The organism is Bartonella sp. AA18HLJMS (genome assembly GCF_042197245.1).
Classification (GTDB): Bacteria; Pseudomonadota; Alphaproteobacteria; order Rhizobiales; family Rhizobiaceae; genus Bartonella.
On the sequence record NZ_JBHIRP010000008.1, the window covers coordinates 25268 to 44644 of the forward strand.

A 19377-nucleotide genomic window follows, 5' to 3' on the forward strand; every position below is an offset into this window, starting at 1 on the left:
ATTTTGAAACAATTCAAATCTTAACGGTTGTTTTTTCCCCCTTATTATTCCTTTAACTGATGATATTCCTCATCCGCGTTCCATATCACCATAACAGCCTTTAACTCCAAAAATAGAATAAAAGCAAATTTAGCTATCTATTTTAATGCTCAAAACAATATATTTAGCGGTCTACTATCAACATCGCCAGATCAGTTTTACAATAACATATTGAATTAATATGTATTTTTATGTTATAAATGTTTATAGTTAAATTGAAAGCATATTTAGATAACCTTGCTTTTTTATCTCGATATTCAAAATGACTAACCGAAAAATTATATACGCAGCCGTAAATTTTACTTCTCTTAAAATCATTTGCTTATTCGCTGCAAAACTTAATAAACAACTCAAATAACCATTTTCATAAAAGAGGAAATTGGTTTCTTTTAGATAATATTGTTATTTAGTATGATATAAAGTTGAAAAATTTGGTGCACCCGACAGAATTCGAATCTGTGACCTCTGCCTTCGGAGGGCAGCGCTCTATCCAGCTGAGCTACGGGTGCTTCGCACTGATTATTAAAATCAGTTATGGTCTTTTAACTAATCATACTCTTAGCTTCAATGCTAAATTATCATTCTAATAAAAAAATTACTCGTTTGTAATTTATCTAACGACGCATTCCTTTTACTTTTTAATGATACTTTACCTTGAAATAACTTCTCTTTATTCAATGCTCTTTTTATTATAAAAAGAGCTTTTATTACAACTTCAAAACTCTCAAAAATAAGTTACAACATAAATTATAAGTATCAGGATAATTTTTAAATGGCTACATTACCAAGTCGCTTTCATTTTATTTCCGCAGAAACTGAGGAGGCTATCAAAGCTACCCATAAATTAATTTCCGTTTATGGTCATTCTTCTCTGGAAGAAACTGATATTGTTGTTGCAATCGGTGGTGATGGGACAATGTTACAAACCGTACGAGATGTCATGAACACAGGCAAACCTATTTATGGTATGAATCAAGGTTCTGTAGGATTTCTTATGAATGAATTTCATGAAAAAAAATTGCCCAATCGTATTGCTGCCGCACATAAAAAAGAAATCCATCCCCTGCGCATGATTGCAAAATCTGAATGTCAAGATTCTATCGAGGCGCTTGCAATTAATGAAGTATCCCTCTTTCGGCAATCTTATCAAGCGGCAAAAATTCGCATCACCATTGATAACAACGTACGCATGGAACAATTAAGTTGTGATGGTGTCCTCGTCGCTACACCAGCTGGATCAACCGCCTATAATTTATCAGCACAAGGACCTATCTTACCTCTTATGGCTCCCCTTATGGCCCTCACTCCCGTTAGCCCTTTTCGCCCTCGGCGTTGGCATGGAGCTTTGCTTCCCGATACAGTAACAGTGCGCTTTGATATGCTTGAACCTGACAAACGCCCTGTAAACGCTGCTGCAGATAATATTGAAGTTAAATCTGTTCATTCAGTTACTATTTCAATGGCAACAGAAGTAACAGCTTCAATCCTTTTTGACTCAAATCATTCATGGGATGAGCGCATTTTATCAGAACAATTTCGCTATTAATGATTGTATTATGCGTTTTATATGTATATGATTGTTATAGTTATTTTTTTTTGTGAAACCATCTTAATACTTTTAAAGAGTGTAGAATATTGGTTATAATCATCATTAGATAGCGCAGTTAAAATCACAGAGCAGTTGATAAAAAAATGATACCATCTTTAAACAGTTTTGATGATTTAGGTCTTTCCGCAAAGGTTATTAATGCGGTGAAATCAGCGGGGTATACAGCTCCGACACCTATTCAAAGTGAAACAATTCCGCATGTCCTTCAAAGAAAAGACGTTTTAGGAATCGCCCAAACGGGAACAGGTAAAACTGCCTCTTTCGTATTGCCTATGCTCACTCTCCTTGAAAAAGGTCGTGCAAGAGCACGAATGCCCCGTACACTCATCTTAGAACCAACAAGAGAAATTGCAGCTCAAGTTGAAGAAAATTTCGATAAATACGGAATAAATCATCGTTTAAATGTTGCTCTTTTGATTGGTGGAGTTTCTTTTGAACTCCAAGATCGCAAACTTGAACGGGGAGCTGATGTTCTTATAGCAACACCAGGGCGCCTTCTTGATCATTGCGAGCGCGGTAAACTACTCCTGATGGGCGTTGAAATCCTTGTGATTGATGAAGCTGATCGCATGTTGGATATGGGCTTTATTCCTGATATTGAACGCATCTGTAAGCTAACCCCTTTTACGCGTCAAACTTTGTTCTTTTCTGCAACAATGGCGCCAGAAATTACAAAACTAACGAAACAATTTTTACATTCTCCCGTATCTGTTGAAGTTACAAAAGCTTCCTCAACAGCTACCACAATTACACAACGGCTTGTCAAATCTGGAAATAAATCATGGGATAAAAGAGCGGTTTTACGAGAGCTTATCCAAAATGAAGGTGCAGAGCTTCAAAATGCAATCATTTTCTGTAATCGAAAGAGAGATATTTCTGAACTTTTTAGATCGCTCATCAAACATAACTTTAATGTAGGGGCACTTCATGGAGATATGGACCAATATTCGCGCATGAACACCCTAGCTGATTTTAAAAATAATAAACTTACACTTCTTGTTGCTTCTGATGTTGCTGCCCGTGGACTCGATATTCCAGCTGTAAGTCATGTATTTAACTATGATGTTCCTACACATGCTGAAGACTATATCCATCGAATTGGTCGTACAGGGCGTGCAAATCGTAGCGGAAAAGCCTTTACAATCGTTACAAAAGCTGATCAAAAATATATCAATGCCATCGAGGAAATGAGTAATGAAAAAATTGAATGGCTCAATGGAGATCTCTCAACTTTAATAGCCGATGATCAAACAGAAGATATTGTTGTAAAGAAAAAATCTTCAAAACCATCAAAGAAAACTGCTCCAAAAGAGACTGTTGCTCACACTAAAAAATCTGTAGAAGAGAATAAAACAGAATATATCAAAAATGCAAATAATAAGGAGAAGCCATCTGAGCAACGACGCTCACGAAAAAATAAGAATTACACACCTATTGGATTTGGTGATGATATTCCTGCTTTCATGCTTATAAAAACGTGCAAATAAACCCGTTCTCTACTCTCTTTTAGAGTGAAATGAACAAAATACTTTTAAAAAATCCGCTCTTATTTTCTAGAGAGCCTTTCCGTTACCTTTTCACGCCCTAAAAGCTGCAAAATTTTTCCCATTTCAGGTCCATGATCCATGCCCGTAAGTGCCTGACGTAATGGCATAAATAAAGCTTTTCCTTTTCGACCTGTTTTTTCTTTTAATGCTGTTGTCCAAATTTTCCAACTTTCCTCATTCAAAGCACCTTCAGGTAAGAAATCGAGTGATTGGTGCACAAAAGCACGATCCTCTAGTGCTACTGTATCAAAATTCTGTTCATCATGAATGATTTTCCACCAAAAAACAGCCTCATTGACTTTATTAATATTGCTTCTTATCGCGTTCCAGAAATATTCCGCCTTATCTCCCTCAATAGAAAGTTTTTTAAGGCGCATTTTTACTTCCTCATAGGTTAACTCATGGACAAGATGACTATTCAAAGCAAGAAGATCAGCAATATCAAATTTTGCAACGGATCTTGACGTATCTTGGAGATTAAAATGCTCTAAAAGCGCAGCTTGATTGGGATAGGGATGCACATTTTGCGATGTCCCAATCAAAACGGCAAGGCATTGAACAGCTATAGATTCAAATCCTTCTTCCCGTAGAGAACGAATAGAAAGATCATTATTACGTTTTGAAAATCCTTTTCCTAAAACTGTCGCCAATAAATTGGTATGAGCAAAAACCGGTAATTCTGCATTAAGAGCTTTAAAAAGAGCAATTTGAGCGCCTGTATTTGTAATATGATCATCCCCACGAATAATATGCGTAATAGCCATATCTACATCATCAACAATAGACGGCAATGTATAAAGATAGGTTCCATCTTCACGAATAAGAACAGGATCTGAAAGAGAAGCTAAATCAATCGTCTGCTTTCCCTTTATTGCATCATTCCAGCAAACTTCTGTTCGCTTTGTGTGTAAAGGATCACTTTCAAAATTAGGAAGAAGAAAACGCCAATGGGGTTTACGACCTTGTGATTCAAAGTTTTTTCTCTCTTCTGTTGTCAACTTCAATGCTGCACGGTCATAAACAGGAGGCAATTTGCGTGAAAGCTGGATTTTACGACGCCGCTCTAATTCCTCTGTTGTCTCATAACAAGGATAAAGAAGGCCACGTTGTTTGAGAATTTCTGCCACTTCATCATATCGATTAAATCGCTTGGATTGGTAATAAATTGCATCTGGTTGAATACCAAGCCATTCAAGGTCAACAGCAATAGCATCGATATATTCTTGTTTAGAACGTTCAATATCTGTATCATCATAGCGTAAAATAAATTCTCCCTTATACGCTTGCGCATAAAGCCAGTTGAAAAGCGCACTACGGATATTGCCAATATGAATATAACCTGTTGGAGAGGGAGCAAAACGAACTTTAACCATAAAATAATACTCAATTTTTATCGCGAAAATGATTGACTATAGGATAGCGACGATCGCGTCCGAAATTTTTGTAACTGATTTTTACACCAGGCGCAGATTGACGCCTTTTATATTCGGCACCATAAAGAAGCTGTTCAACTTTCGCAACAGTTTCTCGTGAATGTCCACGTTTAACAATATCACAAATACTCATGTCATTTTCTACAAGAGATTGTAATATATCATCTAAAATAGGATAAGGCGGAAGAGAATCTTCATCTTTTTGATTTTCCCGCAGCTCTGCAGAGGGTGCTTTTTCTATAATATTGGACGGAATGATCATTCCTTCTGGTCCTCTCAAATTGTGCAAGTGATTTTTATTGCGCCACTCCGCTAATGCATAAACCTGCATTTTATAAATATCTTTAAGAGGATTAAACCCGCCATTCATATCCCCATACAGTGTTGCATATCCCACAGCCATTTCTGACTTATTGCCTGTCGTTACCACCATTGAGCCGAATTTATTTGAAAGCGCCATTAAAAGTGTACCGCGTATACGACTTTGAAGATTTTCCTCTGTGACGTCAGAGGGTAACCCTGAAAAAACAGGTGCCATTGTCTTTAAAAAAGCCTCAACAGATTGTGCAATCGGTATGATTTCATAACGACATCCCAAAAGATCAGCACATTCTTTGGCATCTTTTAATGATTCTTGCGAAGTATAATGATAGGGCATCATAATGGTGCGAACCCTCTCAGCACCAAGAGCATCCACCGCCATTGCCGTACACAGGGCTGAATCAATTCCTCCTGAAAGACCAAGAATAACATCCTTAAAGCCGTTTTTATTAACGTAATCTTTCAACCCCAAAACACAAGCTTGATAATCAGCCGCTAATCCATTGAGAAGACTTTCATTAGGACCTGAAATACAGTGCCATCCCGTCGTTGTTTTTTGCCAATGGCTTAAAGCAATATGGCTATCAAAGTGTTTCATTTGAAATATCTTTTTGCCTTGTCCATTCAAGGCAAAAGACCCACCATCAAAAACGAGCTCATCTTGACCACCTACTTGATTAGCGTAGATAATTGGCACTCCAGATTGTAGAGCCTGTGTATGAACAACGTCTATACGTTTTAATGTTTTATTACGATAATAAGGAGATCCGTTAAGGACAAGAATAATTTCCGCTCCTTTATCTTTAAGCTCTGTACTAAGAGAGGAATCATTCCAAAGATCCTCACAAATGACTATTCCTAATTTAATTCCATGATAGACAATAGGCTGAGGACGTGGACCTGAAGAAAATAAACGCTTTTCATCAAATTCAGCATAATTAGGTAAATCAAACTTCAAACATTCGGCAATGACTCTCCCTTCATCAAGAACCATGACAGCGTTGTAAATATTACCATTGCGCCTTAATGGAAGACCAATGACAATTCCTGGTCCGCCTACGGTTATCTTTGCTAATTTCTCAACAGTCTCTTCACATGTTTTTGTAAAAGCAGGTTTTAGAACAAGATCTTCCGGCGGATAAGCACTTATAAAAAGTTCCGTGAATAAAACAAGATCAGCCCCCTCTTCTTTGGCCTTTTGATGCGCCATGACAGCTAAAGAAAAATTCCCCTCAATATCACCGACAATAGGATTTAATTGGGCAATTGATACCCGAATATCATTTTTCATAAGCCTTTGTATCATTTCATCAGTTTAGCAACCACAACTTTATTCTTCATCATCGGAAACATCATTTTTTAAAATTCTTTTCTGCCATAATGACCTAAAAATATTAGGCAAATTTTTGCCTACCCCCCAGCAGCAATTGCTAACGAGTCAGTCACGCGATTTTTTTTAAGGAGTTCAGCAACAAGAAAAGCCAATTCTAACGCTTGATCTGCATTTAACCGTGGATCACATTGCGTATGATAACGATCAGATAAATCGTCCACAGAAATGGCGTGCGCCCCTCCTGTACATTCAGTAACATCACGACCTGTCATCTCAATATGAATGCCTCCTGGATAAGTTCCCTCTCCACGATGCACTGCAAAAAAATTCTCTACTTCTTTTAAAACATAATCAAAAGGACGCGTCTTATAACCATTGGCAGTAATTGTATTGCCATGCATTGGATCACATGACCATATAACCGCACGCTTCTCGCGTTCAACAGCACGGATGAGTTTAGGTAGATAACTTTCAACTTTATCATAACCAAAGCGCGTAATGAGAGTAAGCCGCCCCAGCTCGTTTTCAGGATTTAAAATATCAATTAATTTCAAAAGCTCATCAGGCTCAATGGAAGGACCACATTTTAATCCTATAGGATTCTTAATGCCGCGACAATATTCAACGTGAGCATGGTCAATCTGACGCGTACGGTCACCAATCCATAACATATGACCAGATGTTGCATACCAATTTCCTGAAGTTGAATCAATCCGAGTCAAAGCCTCTTCATAACCAAGTAACAGTGCTTCATGACTGGTATAAAAAGATGTTTCACGCAATGAAGAATGTGTTTTGGATGTAATCCCTATAGAACGCATAAAATCAATTGCTTCAGAAATACGCTCTGCCAATAATTCATAACGTTCTCCCTGCGGACTGTTAGAAACAAAACTCAACATCCATGTGTGAACATTTTCTAAATTAGCATAGCCGCCTTGTGAAAAAGCTCGCAATAGATTAAGTGTTGCCGCAGATTGGCGATAAGCCATAGACATCCGTTGCGGATCTGGAATACGAGAACCGGCTTCAAATTCAATGCCATTAATAATATCCCCACGATAAGCAGGAAATTCAACTCCCTCTTTTCTTTCAATATCAGAAGAGCGAGGCTTTGCAAATTGACCAGCAATACGACCAATTTTAACAACCGGTTTAGAACTACCAAAGGTCAAAACAATCGCCATTTGCAAAAATACACGAAAAAAATCACGAATATTATCAGCTTCATGTTCTGCAAAGCTTTCGGCACAATCACCACCTTGCAATAAAAAAGCTTGGCCTTTCGCAACGGCTGCTAATTCATTTTTTAAATCACGTGCTTCACCGGCAAAAACTAAAGGAGGATACCGTCTCAGTTTTCGCTCAACATCTTCTAACATAGACTTATCCGGATAAGTCGGAACTTGTTTAATTGGCCTTGTTCTCCAAGTGTCAGGCGCCCATTCTTTTATCATTACACTCTCTCTAAAGATTAATCTTACAGATTAGCATACCAAAAGCTTTTTACCGCAATATATGCTGTTTAACTTTCTATTTTCTTCCCATTTTCATATATATAACTTGGTTTATACATCGTTACCAATTCTTCTGCCATCGTTGGATGCACTGCCATCGTCTCATCAAAGATATCCTTCGTCAGCTTACCCTTGAGAGATATCCCTATAAGCTGAGCCATCTCACCAGCATTTTCCCCTAAAATATGAGCGCCCACAACAATACGGCTTTCACCATCAACAATGAGTTTCATAAGCATTTTCTCTGAACTACCAGAAAGAATATTACGCATAGGACGAAAAACTGTACGATAAATTTCAAGACGCTTATAACGCTTTACCGCCTCCTCTTCTGAAAGACCAACCGTTCCAATCTCTGGCTGTGAAAAAACTGCTGTTGTAATTAAATCATAATCAGGTGTTGTTGGAATATTTTCAAATGCTGTCTTAACAAAACACATTGCATCATGAATCGCAACGGGTGTTAATTGAATATGACCTGTTACATCACCAACAGCCCAAATATGGGGGATATTTGTTGTCATTTTCTCATCAACAACAACTGCACCAAATTCATTCACCTTAACACCTGCCCGCTCAAGTCTTAAACCCGTTGTATTTGGTACACGCCCCGTAGCCAACATAATCTGATCGGCTCTGATTATTTTCCCATTTGATAAAACAACTTCATAACAATTTTCTGCAGCCTGCACTTTAGAAATTGTTATGCCATAGAGAATAGAAATCCCTTTTTCAATCATTGCATCGCTGAGCAATTGCCGCAAATCATGATCAAAATTACGAAGGATTAAATCACCACGATGAAGGAGTGTTGTTTTTACACCTAATTCATGAAAAATATTAGCAAATTCAACACCAATATACCCTCCACCAACAATCACTATTGATTTTGGGAGTTGATTAAGGTCAAAAATCTCATTAGAAGTAAGGCAAAATTCACCGCCTTCTATGGACGTATTTGGTGCAAGTTTTGCCCCTGTTGCAATCAAAATTTTTTCTGCACTTACCCGCTCACCCGTGGCAGAAAGCTCTAATGTGTGATCATCTATAAAAGTAGCACGACTTTCATAAATATGCACATTGTTATTTTCTAATCCCTTACGATACAACCCTTCTAACCTTGATATTTCTTTATTTTTAGCTGCAACCAACTTTTCCCAGCTAAAAATTGGATCCGCATATTCCCACCCAAAACCAACACTTTTCTTAAATTCTTTTACATATTGTGATGCATAAACATAAAGTTTTTTGGGAACGCAACCACGAATAACACAAGTGCCCCCTATACGATATTCCTCTGCTATAGCGACCCGCTTGCCAAGACCTCCAGCAAGCCGTGCTGCACGCACTCCACCAGAACCACTTCCAATAACAAATAAATCAAAGTCAAAAGAGCCCACGAATTATTCCTTCTTATACATCTGCAAGAGTAGGCTAAGATCTTTTATTATCAAATGAAAGTCTTTTTTTCTTTTGAAGAAGCCTTTTTTATAAAGCAGTATTCTAAAAAGACTTATTCTCATTAAAATATTTAAAACGGCGGGAAAACCGCCGCTATTAAAAAAATTAGAAATTGCCCATTGTTGTCATGATATCGATCAAGCTATTTTTTATTTTCTGAAGATTCTGATTTTATAGGCATATTTGTAGGCATAGTAGAATTATTCAAATTAAGTGTTTCAGACATCTCTTTTTTCACATTTTCTACAAGATCCCGCATAAGAGCAGTACGCCATATATCAAATGCTGAATAAGAATCACGTGCAATATTGGGGACTTCTGTCAAAAACTTTTTACCGGTATCAGAATTATAAAATGTTGTTATCGCATCAAGCTCTTTTTGAGTAAAATATTTTGCATATACATGAGCAATCTCTTTTTCTAGATCAGAGCGCCTTTTAATTAAAGCAAGCGCCTGCTTATCAACAATATCAGAAATAGCTGTTGCCAAATTCGGATCATCGCTAATCAGTTCATTTTTGAAATCATGGACCGCATTTGGTAAAAAGCTATCAAATTGATCCGTTGCATGAATAGCTCCGATTGCCTTTCGCGCTGAATCTAAATGTTGATCACTCACACCTTGTGCATAAGCCATGCCAACATTCACAACAAAAATAGCAATTGCACTAAAATATACGACAAAACGCTGAAAAGAAAATATTATTTTCATTTAATGATTACCCCGATCGCTAATTATAATTTTAATTCGTTATTCTACCTAAAATCTTTAAGACCCTTTTTTACTGTGCTAACATATCATCATGTAAATGCCTTTTCTAAAAATCAAACGGTTCTAAAACTTTTATTTGACCATCAGCCATAGCGACAATTGCACGTGAAGCCAACCCCAAAAAAAGGCCATGCTCAACAACACCAGGAATAGCAAGAAGTGCATCTGATAATGGTTTTGGTTGCAAAATGCAGCCCCAAAATGCATCAAGAATAAAATGGCCACCATCTGTTTCAAAAGGATTTTTTCCATTCATTCGCAATGCAATTTTTCCAGAAAGCCCTAAATCATCAGCGACTTTTTCAATGGCTCTGCATGTTGTGTGGATACCAAATGGATTAACTTCAATTGGTAGTGCAAAAGCACCAAGTCTTTTTACCACCTTTGTTTCATCCGCAATGACAAGCATTGCACGAGATGCCGACGCTACAATTTTTTCATACAACAATGCTCCCCCTCCCCCTTTAATGAGCATCATCTCAGGACCAATTTCATCTGCTCCGTCAATATCAAGATCCAGCTCAGGTATTTGTTCTAAAGTGCTAACAGGCACTCCAAACTTATGACAGAGTTGTTCAGAATATTTTGAAGTAGCAACACCAGTCACCCGCAAACCATCCGCAACACGCTCACCTAGAAGACGAATAAATTCATTGACTGTCGAACCAGATCCGATACCAAGCCGCATACCATCTTCAACAAACTCAAGCGCTTTAATAGCTGCCATTTTTTTTAACTGCTGAACATTCATGAATGACTTTGCCTTCTATCCGTATAAGCAGCATTTATCACCCCTATTACCACCGATAATAATGATAATAAAAGATAACCTCTTGACGCAATCTATTTAAATTGACCATCATCTCTTGCTTGAAGAGATGTTACTCGTTATAGAAATATATGATAAGAATAAAATAGAATAATCAACAATTATCTTTTTTATTTCTTTGAGAATATTTGTTAGCATTTTTCTCATTCAATAAGAATTTTTGATTTATTTTGTGCTATCAATAGGATGCACAAAGATGCACATATCAATTTTTTTGAAAAAATTAAAATGATCAGATATAAAAAATCATCCATTTCTAGAAAACTGTAGATTATTATCTCATTTCAATAACGTTGATAAACTTACCAATTTAAATACCGTAAAATATTATGAGAAAAGTCTTCTGTTATTTTTTGTTTTGTCATTATCCAAATGTGAAGCAAAATATGACTGATTATATGTTTTTATGAATGCTGTCTGTGCATATTCCATGGTCTATGAAACCCTAGCGAAGACCAAATAATATCTCCACCTTTGGTCATCATAACGCTTCCTCGTGATAACAATTGTTGAGGTATAAATACTATTTTTGCCTTCTTGTAACAAGTTGGATTATGCATCACAAATGTCTGAATGAGAATATCTGCCTCTACACATTGATCTGTTTCTCTCTGTAAAACGATCACTTTTAATCCATTATCCAATAAAGATGTACATACATGATAATCACAAATAAATTGTCCGTGCAACGAAGGACCATATTTTGTTGGTTTAATCGTTTCATTCACACGAAATGACTTTTTCCATATGGATGTCGTGAACTTAGAAATATGGTAATGATCAATATATAATTTTTTATCATGAATAACGCCCACGAGGCGCATATTATCTGCTATAATCAGTTGTACAGGTGAATGCAATACACAAATAGAAATACCTGCCAAAATAAACAAACTAAAAAAGAGCCGGATGGGTGTTTTGCAAAAAGTCAGTCCAACCAAGCCTATACTCAATAAAACTAACGCTGATAACGGCATAAAACCAGGATTCAAATCAGGAGAAATAGCCTTGATAGCATGTGCAATCTTTATTACAAGATCAACTCCAAAACCCATAATTTGAAGAGGAAGCCATTCGAATCCTCCTAACATTGCAAGAACTGCGATTAATCCAAAGGGAATGACAAAAATTGAGATGACAGGCAAAGCAAAAGCATTACTGATAATGCTCAACGATGCCATATTAGAAAAATGATAAGCAGCATAAATTCCACTTGCACTCCCTGCAACAAAGGAAGAAGCACATGTTGAAAGCATCGATAAGAAAACAAAATTTATCACTCCTCCTCCAACATAAGAGGGAGTTGTTTTTCTTTTAAGAAAAAATGACCTTCCACTCCACCAATCAAAAAAAGCGATCAAAGCAGCAGTCGCAGAAAAAGACATTTGAAAGCTAGGACCTAATATTTCATGGGGTGTCATCGCTAGAGTTATCAACCCTGCAATGGAAAAATTACGCATTGTTATAGCAGAGCGATTACACAATATAGCAACCAACATAACAGCAATCATCACAAAACTTCTTTGCGCTGATATTGCTAAGCCCGACAATAACAAATAAAAAGCTGTTATCATAAAAGCAACGATAGCAGCAAATTTTTTACTGGAATAATAGGAAGAAAAAACTGGAAAAAATGCTAAAAAACTACGGATACTCAAAAGAACTATGCCGCTTAACAACGCCATATGTAAACCTGATATTGATAAAATATGAGCTAATCCAGCTGTACGTAATGCTTCATTTGTCTCATTTGAAATACCAGCACGCTGCCCTGTTATGAGGGCAGCTGCAACACTCCCCTTTTCTCCTTCAAGGGCTATACGGATTCTTTGTGTCATCTTCGTGCGTAAATTTTCAATTTTCTGTAGAATGATAGCGAATATTCCATCAGGCTGCGAAACGGATATTTTTCTTGGTTTTCCTAAATAAACGCCTTGTGCTCCAATTCTTTTAAAATAATTATGAAAACTAAAATCGTAGCCTCCTGGACGCACCGGCCCAGAGAATGCACGAATCTTAACTTTTCCATGCAATCCATCACCAATCGCTAAGCCAGATGGCAAATATCTTGCCGATAAACGAACACGATGAAGACTATGGCGTAATACGGGATTTTCTGTATTCAAAATATCCAAAACTAAACGAAATCCTCCTTTGGCACCTGACTCAATAGAAACAATTCTTCCCGTCAATGTAGTGACAATGTCACTGCTTAGCATGGGTGTTGCAATACGCCACGTTTCTATTTTTGCCGCTAAAGCACCCAATATAATACAAAACAGAAACCCCACGGGAATCGATATTTTTCGATAAAAACGTGCTACATAGAATATTCCCAGAAAAATACTGACCAACGCCCCCAATTGTCCCCAACTCGGTTCCCACTCTAAATGAAAATAGAAAATGATTCCTAGGGCAAAAAAGACTAAAATCAGCGAAAAAAGGATACCAAAAGAAACTTCTTTATTAATACAATCTTCTAACCATTTGCGAAAAAAAATGATTACTTCTTTTAAGAGTGTCAATAAAAAAAGTTTTTGTTGATTATAGCTACTGTTCTTTGCATCATCATACCTAGAAAAAACACTCTGCCCTATCTGACATGGCTTTTTTCTTTCTGTAACAGATTTTTCGGATAAACCCTCTTTACTTTTATAAAACATCAGTCCCCCACTTTAACTCGCAATACGGCTATTGCACGCCCCATCACTTATGCTAACATGACTTTTCTATAAAATTCCATAAGTAATATCTTAGTTTAAAGGAAAATATTCGTGTCTGTTATTACTCGTTTTGCCCCTTCACCCACTGGCTTCCTTCACATTGGTGGTGCTCGTACTGCTCTTTTTAATTGGCTTTATGCAAAACATACCGGTGGAAAAATGCTTTTACGAATTGAAGATACAGACCGAGAGCGTTCAACAGAAGCAGCTGTAAAAGCCATTATAGATGGCTTGCACTGGATGGGTCTTAGTTATGATGGCGCCCCTATTTCGCAATTCGAACGTGCAGAACGTCACCGCCAAATCGCTGAACAGTTGGTCAAGAATGGCAAAGCATATTATTGTTATGCTTCACCTGAGGAGTTAGCTGAAATGCGTGAAAAAGCCCGTTCAGAAGGGCGCCCACCACGTTATGATGGACGTTGGCGTGACCGTGATAGTTCTGAAGCTCCTAAAGATGTTAAGCCTGTTATTCGCATCAAAGCCCCTCAAGATGGAGAAACGATTGTACATGATCTTGTTCAAGGTGATGTCCGTTTTCCTAATAAAGATCTCGATGACTTCATTATTTTGCGTTCTGATGGTTCGCCTACCTATATGCATGCTGTTGTCGTTGATGATCATGATATGGGCATCACACATATTATACGTGGTGACGATCATCTTACCAACGCAGCCCGACAAACGATTATCTTTAAAGCAATGGGATGGGACATTCCTGTTATGGCCCATATTCCTCTTATCCATGGTGAAAACGGTGCAAAATTATCAAAGCGACATGGTGCGCTCGGTGTTGATGCCTACCGAACAATGGGATATCTTCCTGCTGCTTTGCGCAATTACCTTGTCCGTTTAGGTTGGAGTCATGGTGATGACGAACTGATGTCCCTTAAAGATATGATTTCTTGGTTTGATATTGAGGATATTAACAAAGGTGCTGCTCGTTTTGATCTCAAAAAGCTCGATTCCATCAACGGACACTATATGCGTATGAGTAATGATCAAGAACTTTTTGATGCCGCTCTTAATATTCTACCAGAAACCGATAGGGGAGCACAAATTATTGAAAGACTTGATGAAAAACGCCGTGTTCAATTTTTAAAAGCAATCCCGCATTTGAAAGAACGTTCAAAAACACTGTGCGAACTGATTGACAATGCCTCCTTCATTTTTACGCAACGACCTTTACAACTTGATGAAAAAGCTCAAATGCTCTTAGATAAAAATGGACGAACCATTTTAAACGATCTTTATCTTGCTCTGAAAGCGTGCCCCTCTTGGGATACAAAAACTCTAGATGAAACACTTCGCTCTTTTGTCCAAACACAGAATCTCAAATTTGGATCTATCGCCCAACCACTTCGCGCAGCTCTTACAGGATGTGCAACATCACCAGGTGTTTTGGATGTTCTTATTTTATTAGGACGCAATGAATCCCTTCATCGCATCAAGGACCAACTTATCACAACAATATACCCATGATGGACACTGAGTATATTTCCTCAAATAAGGGTCTATACAGATATCTCAACGTGCCCTAAAAGAGTTTTTTATGTTATATCATTGAAATACATTTCTTATTGAGTAATAATGATCAATAAGGAAATATTTTTAGATTGCATGTACTCACTTTTAGAGGCAATCTACCCTTAAATAAGTAAGAAAAGCTTCAGTTATACATCCCCCACTCTGATGAAGCAGAGTCTTAATTTTTAGAAGTGAAGGATCTGAAAGGAATACCGAATGTCTGAGAATAACGCATATATTATTGTGAATGATAAAAAAGTAGAGCTTCCCTTGCGTAAAGGCACGAGTGGACCTGAAGTCATTGAAATTGCTTCTCTCTATAAAAAAACCGATATTTTTACTTATGATCCTGGTTTTACTTCAACAGCTTCTTGTGAATCAAAAATTACTTATATCGATGGTGATAAAGGCATATTGCTTTATCGTGGTTATCCTATTGATCAATTGGCTGAAAAAGGAGACTTTCTCGAAAGTTGTTATCTTTTACTTTATGGTGAACTCCCAACACAGCAAGAAAAAAATGAATTTGATCGATGTATTATGCAGCATACCATGGTCCACGAACAATTTGCACGCTTCTTCCATGGCTTCCGTCGTGATTCTCATCCTATGGCCGTCATGGTTGCCTGCCTTGGCGCTATGTCTGCGTTCTATCACGACTCTATTGATATTACAGATCCTCACCAGAGAATGATTGCTTCTGTTCGTCTTATCTCAAAAGTTCCAACGCTTGCTGCTATGGCCTATAAATACAGTATTGGACAAGCATTTGTTTATCCACGTAATGATCTTAGTTATGCTGCAAATTTCCTCCATATGTGTTTTGCTGTTCCTTGTGAAGAATATAAAACAAACCCTGTGCTTGCTCGGGCGATGGATCAAATATTTACCCTTCATGCAGATCATGAACAAAATGCTTCTACATCTACGGTACGTCTTGCTGGATCCTCAGGTGCTAATCCGTTTGCCTGTATTGCAGCAGGTGTTGCATGCCTTTGGGGACCAGCACATGGTGGTGCCAATGAAGCATGCCTAAAAATGCTACAAGAAATAGGTTCTATTAAAAGAATTCCTGAATTTATTGCACGTGCAAAAGATAAAAATGATCCTTTCCGCCTTATGGGCTTTGGGCACCGTGTCTATAAAAATTATGATCCACGTGCAAAAATCATGCAAAAAACCTGTCATGAAGTTTTAAAAGAACTCAACATTCAAGATGACCCTCTTCTTGATATTGCAATAGAGCTTGAAAAAATTGCCTTAAGTGATGAATATTTTATTGAGAAAAAGCTTTATCCCAATGTTGATTTCTATTCCGGCATTACATTAAAAGCTCTAGGTTTTCCAACTGAAATGTTTACTGTCCTTTTTGCATTGGCGCGCAGTGTCGGGTGGGTGGCACAATGGAAAGAAATGATTGAAGACCCTGCACAAAAAATTGGTCGTCCTCGACAACTCTACACTGGCTATGCTATGCGTGACTATGTTCCTATAGATGAACGTGCAAATTAAAAAAAGAAATCAATAAAGCTTCAATTTACTGAAGCTTTATTGAGAGTAATCAAAAAACATCCTTTAAGAATTTTTATAAAACGTGATTTTAAAACTCTTTCTACAGAGATAACATCATCATAAAAATTTACTAAAAAATTCTAAGTTTTAGCTCTGTAAAGAAATTGAGAATACTCTTCTGCGAATTAGCCAAACATTTAGCAAAAAGAAATTGAAAAGTTTACCTTATAATCCTCATTATCTTTAATGAAAATGTATTCCCTATCATTCCCCCATGTTTAAAAGCCTTATTACATATTAAAATCTAGCAATGTCAGAATTTTTCTTTCTATCTTCTTCAGATAAAATTGCAAAAAGCTTACATTAAGTGCTTCTCTAATTAGAATAAAAACACTTTTACATTTTGTTCTGTTAAAAGCTGAAATTTTCTTTGTATTTAAGTTGATAGTTTTTCTTTTAAAGATAAATTATTGATTTTTAAATAAAATTATTAAAAATCACCCTATAATCAATAAGAGGTGACCTTCTTTCCTATATTTTTTATTCCTATACTTGATAAAAAGAATTTATTTTTTTGATAATGATATTCAGCATAATGATAGCAAAATGAACACAGATAAATTTTTTACATTGCTCCAAAAGAGCTTACAGATTATAAAAATTCATGATGGTTTCATATTTGCCAGCTTATCTAATAGGAGAACATAATGAAATTATTAGTAGGAGCTCTTATAATAAGCGCGACACTGTTTACCCTATCGGCCAATTCTCAAACGCTGAAAATTGCAAGCGATGCTTCTTATCCGCCATTTAGTTATATGGACTCAAATAACAAACTGCAAGGGTTTGATATTGATATATCTTATGCGCTTTGTAAAAAAATGAATGTTGAATGTACTATTGTCACACAAGACTTTGAGGGGATGATTCCCGGTCTTCTTGCCAAAAAATATGATGCTATCGTTTCTTCCCTTTCTCCTACAAAAGAGCGCTTACAAAAAATTGATTTTACAGATCCTTACTACAACACAGCACTCGCTGTTATCGTTACCAAAAGTTCGGAAATTAAAGAAATCTCAACACAAGCCTTTAGAGGTAAAAACCTTGGTGTACAATCAAATACAACACAAGCTGCATATGCGGAAGATCATTATGCCTCTGAAGGAGTTAATATCAAACTTTATCCTACAGCAACAGAAGTTAATCGTGATCTTTTAAGCCATCGGCTTGATATCATCATCTTTGATAAATTAAAAGCATTAAATTGGCTTGAAAATGAAGGAAAAGACTGCTGTCACCTCTTGGGAACTCTAGAAGAAACAAATTTTCCTATTGCAATTGCACTCCGTCAAAATAATAATGATCTTAAAAATAGTTTTAATAAAGCAATAGAAGAAATCCGCGCCGATGGAACCTATGAGAAAATTATGAGAAAATATTTTACTTTCGATATCAATTAGATAGCACTATGAATTAAAACTCAATCTGTATATTTAAGGAGTATTTTTTAAATCTTTATTGGACATGCAGATATAATTAGAAATTCGGCTTTTTTATAAGAAAATTTACATTTATCAAAATAACTTTTAATTGCTCCTTGAGAGCTAAACATTTTGTAGAATCTAATGACAACAATAAGGTTGTATTTTTATCGTATCAAAATCTAATTTTTTCTTTATGTTCAAATTTAATAGCCTTATTTTCAAAAAAAATCCGCAGTTTTGACTCATGAAATGATTCAAATCAAATATTTCGTGAAAATTAAGCTATCATACAAGCAATAAGATATTTATTCTTTTTTTATCAATAATGTCCAACATAATGATCTAAAATAAACATCAATAAATTTTTGAATTGCTCCCAAAAAGCTTACAGATTATAAAAACATAATGATTTCATATTGCCCGCTTATCCAATAGGAGAACATCATGAAACTATTAGCTGGAGCTCTTATAATAAGCGCTGCACTATTCACCCAATTGGCTGATGCGAAAACATTAAAAATTGCGAGTGAAGGCACCTATCCTCCCTTTAGTTATATTGACTCAAATAACAAACTGCAAGGATTTGATATTGATATATCTTACGCACTTTGTAAAAAAATGAATATTGAATGTACTATTGTCACACAAGACTTCGAGGGAATGATCCCTGGACTTATTGCAAAAAAATATGATGCTATCATTGCTTCCCTCTCTCTCACACAAGATCGCTTACAAAAAATTGACTTCACAGATCCTTACTACGATACAGCACTGGCTGTTATTGTTACCAAAGCTTCGGGAATTAAAGAAATCTCGACAAAAGATTTTAGAGGTAAAAATCTTGGTGTGCAATCCAATACAACACAAGCTTTCTATGCAGAAGATCATTATGCCTCTGAAGAGGTGAAAATAAAACTCTATCCTTCCACAATCGAAGTGAATCGTGATCTTTTAAATCATCGACTTGATGTGATTATTGTTGATAAATTACAAGCATTAAATTGGCTTAAAAATGAAGGAAAAGATTGCTGTTCCCTCCTAGGAACTCTAGAAGAAACAAGATTTCCTGTTGCAATTGCAGTCCGTCAAAATAATAATGATCTTAAAAATAAGCTCAATGAGGCGCTAAAAGAAATTCGTTTGGATGGAACTTATGAGAAAATTATGAGAAAATATTTTACAAGTGATGTTTATTAAATATCAATATGATATTTAAATGAAACCCGTTGGTTATTGCTAAAAAATATTATCTAACTCTTTCATGAGGAAC

Annotated in this window: 13 protein-coding genes and 1 tRNA gene; 6 read left to right on the plus strand and 8 right to left on the minus strand. The window is 36.4% G+C overall.

Going from position 1 to position 19377, the window contains the following annotated elements:
* Nucleotides 1-471: 471 nt before the first annotated feature.
* A tRNA-Arg gene (locus ACFINW_RS05935) sits at nt 472-548 on the minus strand.
* Between the two features lie 263 nt (nt 549-811).
* Here ACFINW_RS05935 and ACFINW_RS05940 point away from each other — a divergent pair.
* Both ACFINW_RS05940 and ACFINW_RS05945 read left to right on the plus strand, forming a co-directional pair.
* Entirely contained in the window at nt 812-1585 is a 774-nt protein-coding gene (locus ACFINW_RS05940; RefSeq protein ID WP_375612145.1) for an NAD kinase, read from the plus strand.
* A 146-nt stretch (nt 1586-1731) separates the two neighbouring features.
* Entirely contained in the window at nt 1732-3135 is a 1404-nt protein-coding gene (locus ACFINW_RS05945; RefSeq protein WP_375640920.1) for a DEAD/DEAH box helicase, read from the plus strand.
* 59 nt (nt 3136-3194) lie between these two features.
* On the opposite strand, the gene gltX (ACFINW_RS05950) is transcribed toward ACFINW_RS05945, so the two are convergent.
* The 7 genes from gltX (ACFINW_RS05950) to ACFINW_RS05980 form a co-directional block, all read right to left on the minus strand.
* The gene (gene gltX, locus ACFINW_RS05950) at nt 3195-4568 is read right to left on the minus strand and encodes a glutamate--tRNA ligase (RefSeq protein WP_375640921.1); all 1374 of its coding nucleotides are present in this window, start codon (nt 4566-4568) and stop codon (nt 3195-3197) included.
* 10 nt (nt 4569-4578) lie between these two features.
* The gene (locus ACFINW_RS05955; RefSeq protein ID WP_375640922.1) at nt 4579-6240 is read right to left on the minus strand and encodes an NAD+ synthase; all 1662 of its coding nucleotides are present in this window, start codon (nt 6238-6240) and stop codon (nt 4579-4581) included.
* A 119-nt stretch (nt 6241-6359) separates the two neighbouring features.
* Nucleotides 6360-7739: a class II 3-deoxy-7-phosphoheptulonate synthase gene (locus tag ACFINW_RS05960; protein WP_375640923.1), complete on the minus strand. Its 1380-nt coding sequence runs from the start codon at nt 7737-7739 to the stop codon at nt 6360-6362.
* A 68-nt stretch (nt 7740-7807) separates the two neighbouring features.
* Nucleotides 7808-9199 (minus strand): glutathione-disulfide reductase, encoded by a 1392-nt coding sequence (gene gor / locus ACFINW_RS05965; protein WP_375612141.1) that lies wholly within the window; start codon nt 9197-9199, stop codon nt 7808-7810.
* 203 nt (nt 9200-9402) lie between these two features.
* A complete protein-coding gene (locus ACFINW_RS05970) occupies nt 9403-9972 on the minus strand; it encodes a DUF2059 domain-containing protein (protein ID WP_375673966.1) in 570 nt (189 codons plus the stop codon).
* A gap of 106 nt (nt 9973-10078) precedes the next feature.
* Nucleotides 10079-10783 carry a ribose-5-phosphate isomerase RpiA gene (gene rpiA, locus ACFINW_RS05975; RefSeq protein ID WP_375612139.1) on the minus strand — a complete coding sequence of 235 codons (705 nt, stop codon included), beginning with the start codon at nt 10781-10783 and terminating at the stop codon, nt 10079-10081.
* A gap of 482 nt (nt 10784-11265) precedes the next feature.
* Nucleotides 11266-13524 carry a ComEC/Rec2 family competence protein gene (locus tag ACFINW_RS05980; RefSeq protein ID WP_375640924.1) on the minus strand — a complete coding sequence of 753 codons (2259 nt, stop codon included), beginning with the start codon at nt 13522-13524 and terminating at the stop codon, nt 11266-11268.
* Nucleotides 13525-13635: 111 nt separating this feature from the next.
* Here ACFINW_RS05980 and gltX (ACFINW_RS05985) point away from each other — a divergent pair, with 111 nt between their 5' ends.
* The 4 genes from gltX (ACFINW_RS05985) to ACFINW_RS06000 all read left to right on the plus strand — a co-directional run bounded on the left by gltX (ACFINW_RS05985) (nt 13636) and on the right by ACFINW_RS06000 (nt 19304).
* Entirely contained in the window at nt 13636-15066 is a 1431-nt protein-coding gene (gene gltX, locus ACFINW_RS05985; RefSeq protein ID WP_375640925.1) for a glutamate--tRNA ligase, read from the plus strand.
* Nucleotides 15067-15327: 261 nt separating this feature from the next.
* Nucleotides 15328-16623 (plus strand): citrate synthase, encoded by a 1296-nt coding sequence (gene gltA, locus ACFINW_RS05990; RefSeq protein ID WP_375618359.1) that lies wholly within the window; start codon nt 15328-15330, stop codon nt 16621-16623.
* Nucleotides 16624-17330: 707 nt separating this feature from the next.
* Entirely contained in the window at nt 17331-18083 is a 753-nt protein-coding gene (locus ACFINW_RS05995; protein WP_375640926.1) for a transporter substrate-binding domain-containing protein, read from the plus strand.
* Nucleotides 18084-18551: 468 nt separating this feature from the next.
* The gene (locus tag ACFINW_RS06000; RefSeq protein WP_375630036.1) at nt 18552-19304 is read left to right on the plus strand and encodes a transporter substrate-binding domain-containing protein; all 753 of its coding nucleotides are present in this window, start codon (nt 18552-18554) and stop codon (nt 19302-19304) included.
* The last annotated feature ends 73 nt before the right edge of the window (nt 19305-19377 follow it).

Excerpts from the sequence above, each read along its gene's own strand:
- rpiA (WP_375612139.1), bottom strand. The coding sequence starts at position 10,783 with ATGAATGTTCAGCAGTTAAAAAAAATGGCAGCTATTAAAGCGCTTGAG.
- ACFINW_RS05945 (WP_375640920.1), top strand. The coding sequence starts at position 1,732 with ATGATACCATCTTTAAACAGTTTTGATGATTTAGGTCTTTCCGCAAAG.
- ACFINW_RS05980 (WP_375640924.1), bottom strand. The coding sequence starts at position 13,524 with ATGTTTTATAAAAGTAAAGAGGGTTTATCCGAAAAATCTGTTACAGAA.
- ACFINW_RS05960 (WP_375640923.1), bottom strand. The coding sequence starts at position 7,739 with ATGATAAAAGAATGGGCGCCTGACACTTGGAGAACAAGGCCAATTAAA.
- ACFINW_RS05940 (WP_375612145.1), top strand. The coding sequence starts at position 812 with ATGGCTACATTACCAAGTCGCTTTCATTTTATTTCCGCAGAAACTGAG.
- gltA (WP_375618359.1), top strand. The coding sequence starts at position 15,328 with ATGTCTGAGAATAACGCATATATTATTGTGAATGATAAAAAAGTAGAG.
- ACFINW_RS05955 (WP_375640922.1), bottom strand. The coding sequence starts at position 6,240 with ATGAAAAATGATATTCGGGTATCAATTGCCCAATTAAATCCTATTGTC.
- gltX (WP_375640921.1), bottom strand. The coding sequence starts at position 4,568 with ATGGTTAAAGTTCGTTTTGCTCCCTCTCCAACAGGTTATATTCATATT.
- ACFINW_RS05995 (WP_375640926.1), top strand. The coding sequence starts at position 17,331 with ATGAAATTATTAGTAGGAGCTCTTATAATAAGCGCGACACTGTTTACC.
- ACFINW_RS05970 (WP_375673966.1), bottom strand. The coding sequence starts at position 9,972 with ATGAAAATAATATTTTCTTTTCAGCGTTTTGTCGTATATTTTAGTGCA.
- ACFINW_RS06000 (WP_375630036.1), top strand. The coding sequence starts at position 18,552 with ATGAAACTATTAGCTGGAGCTCTTATAATAAGCGCTGCACTATTCACC.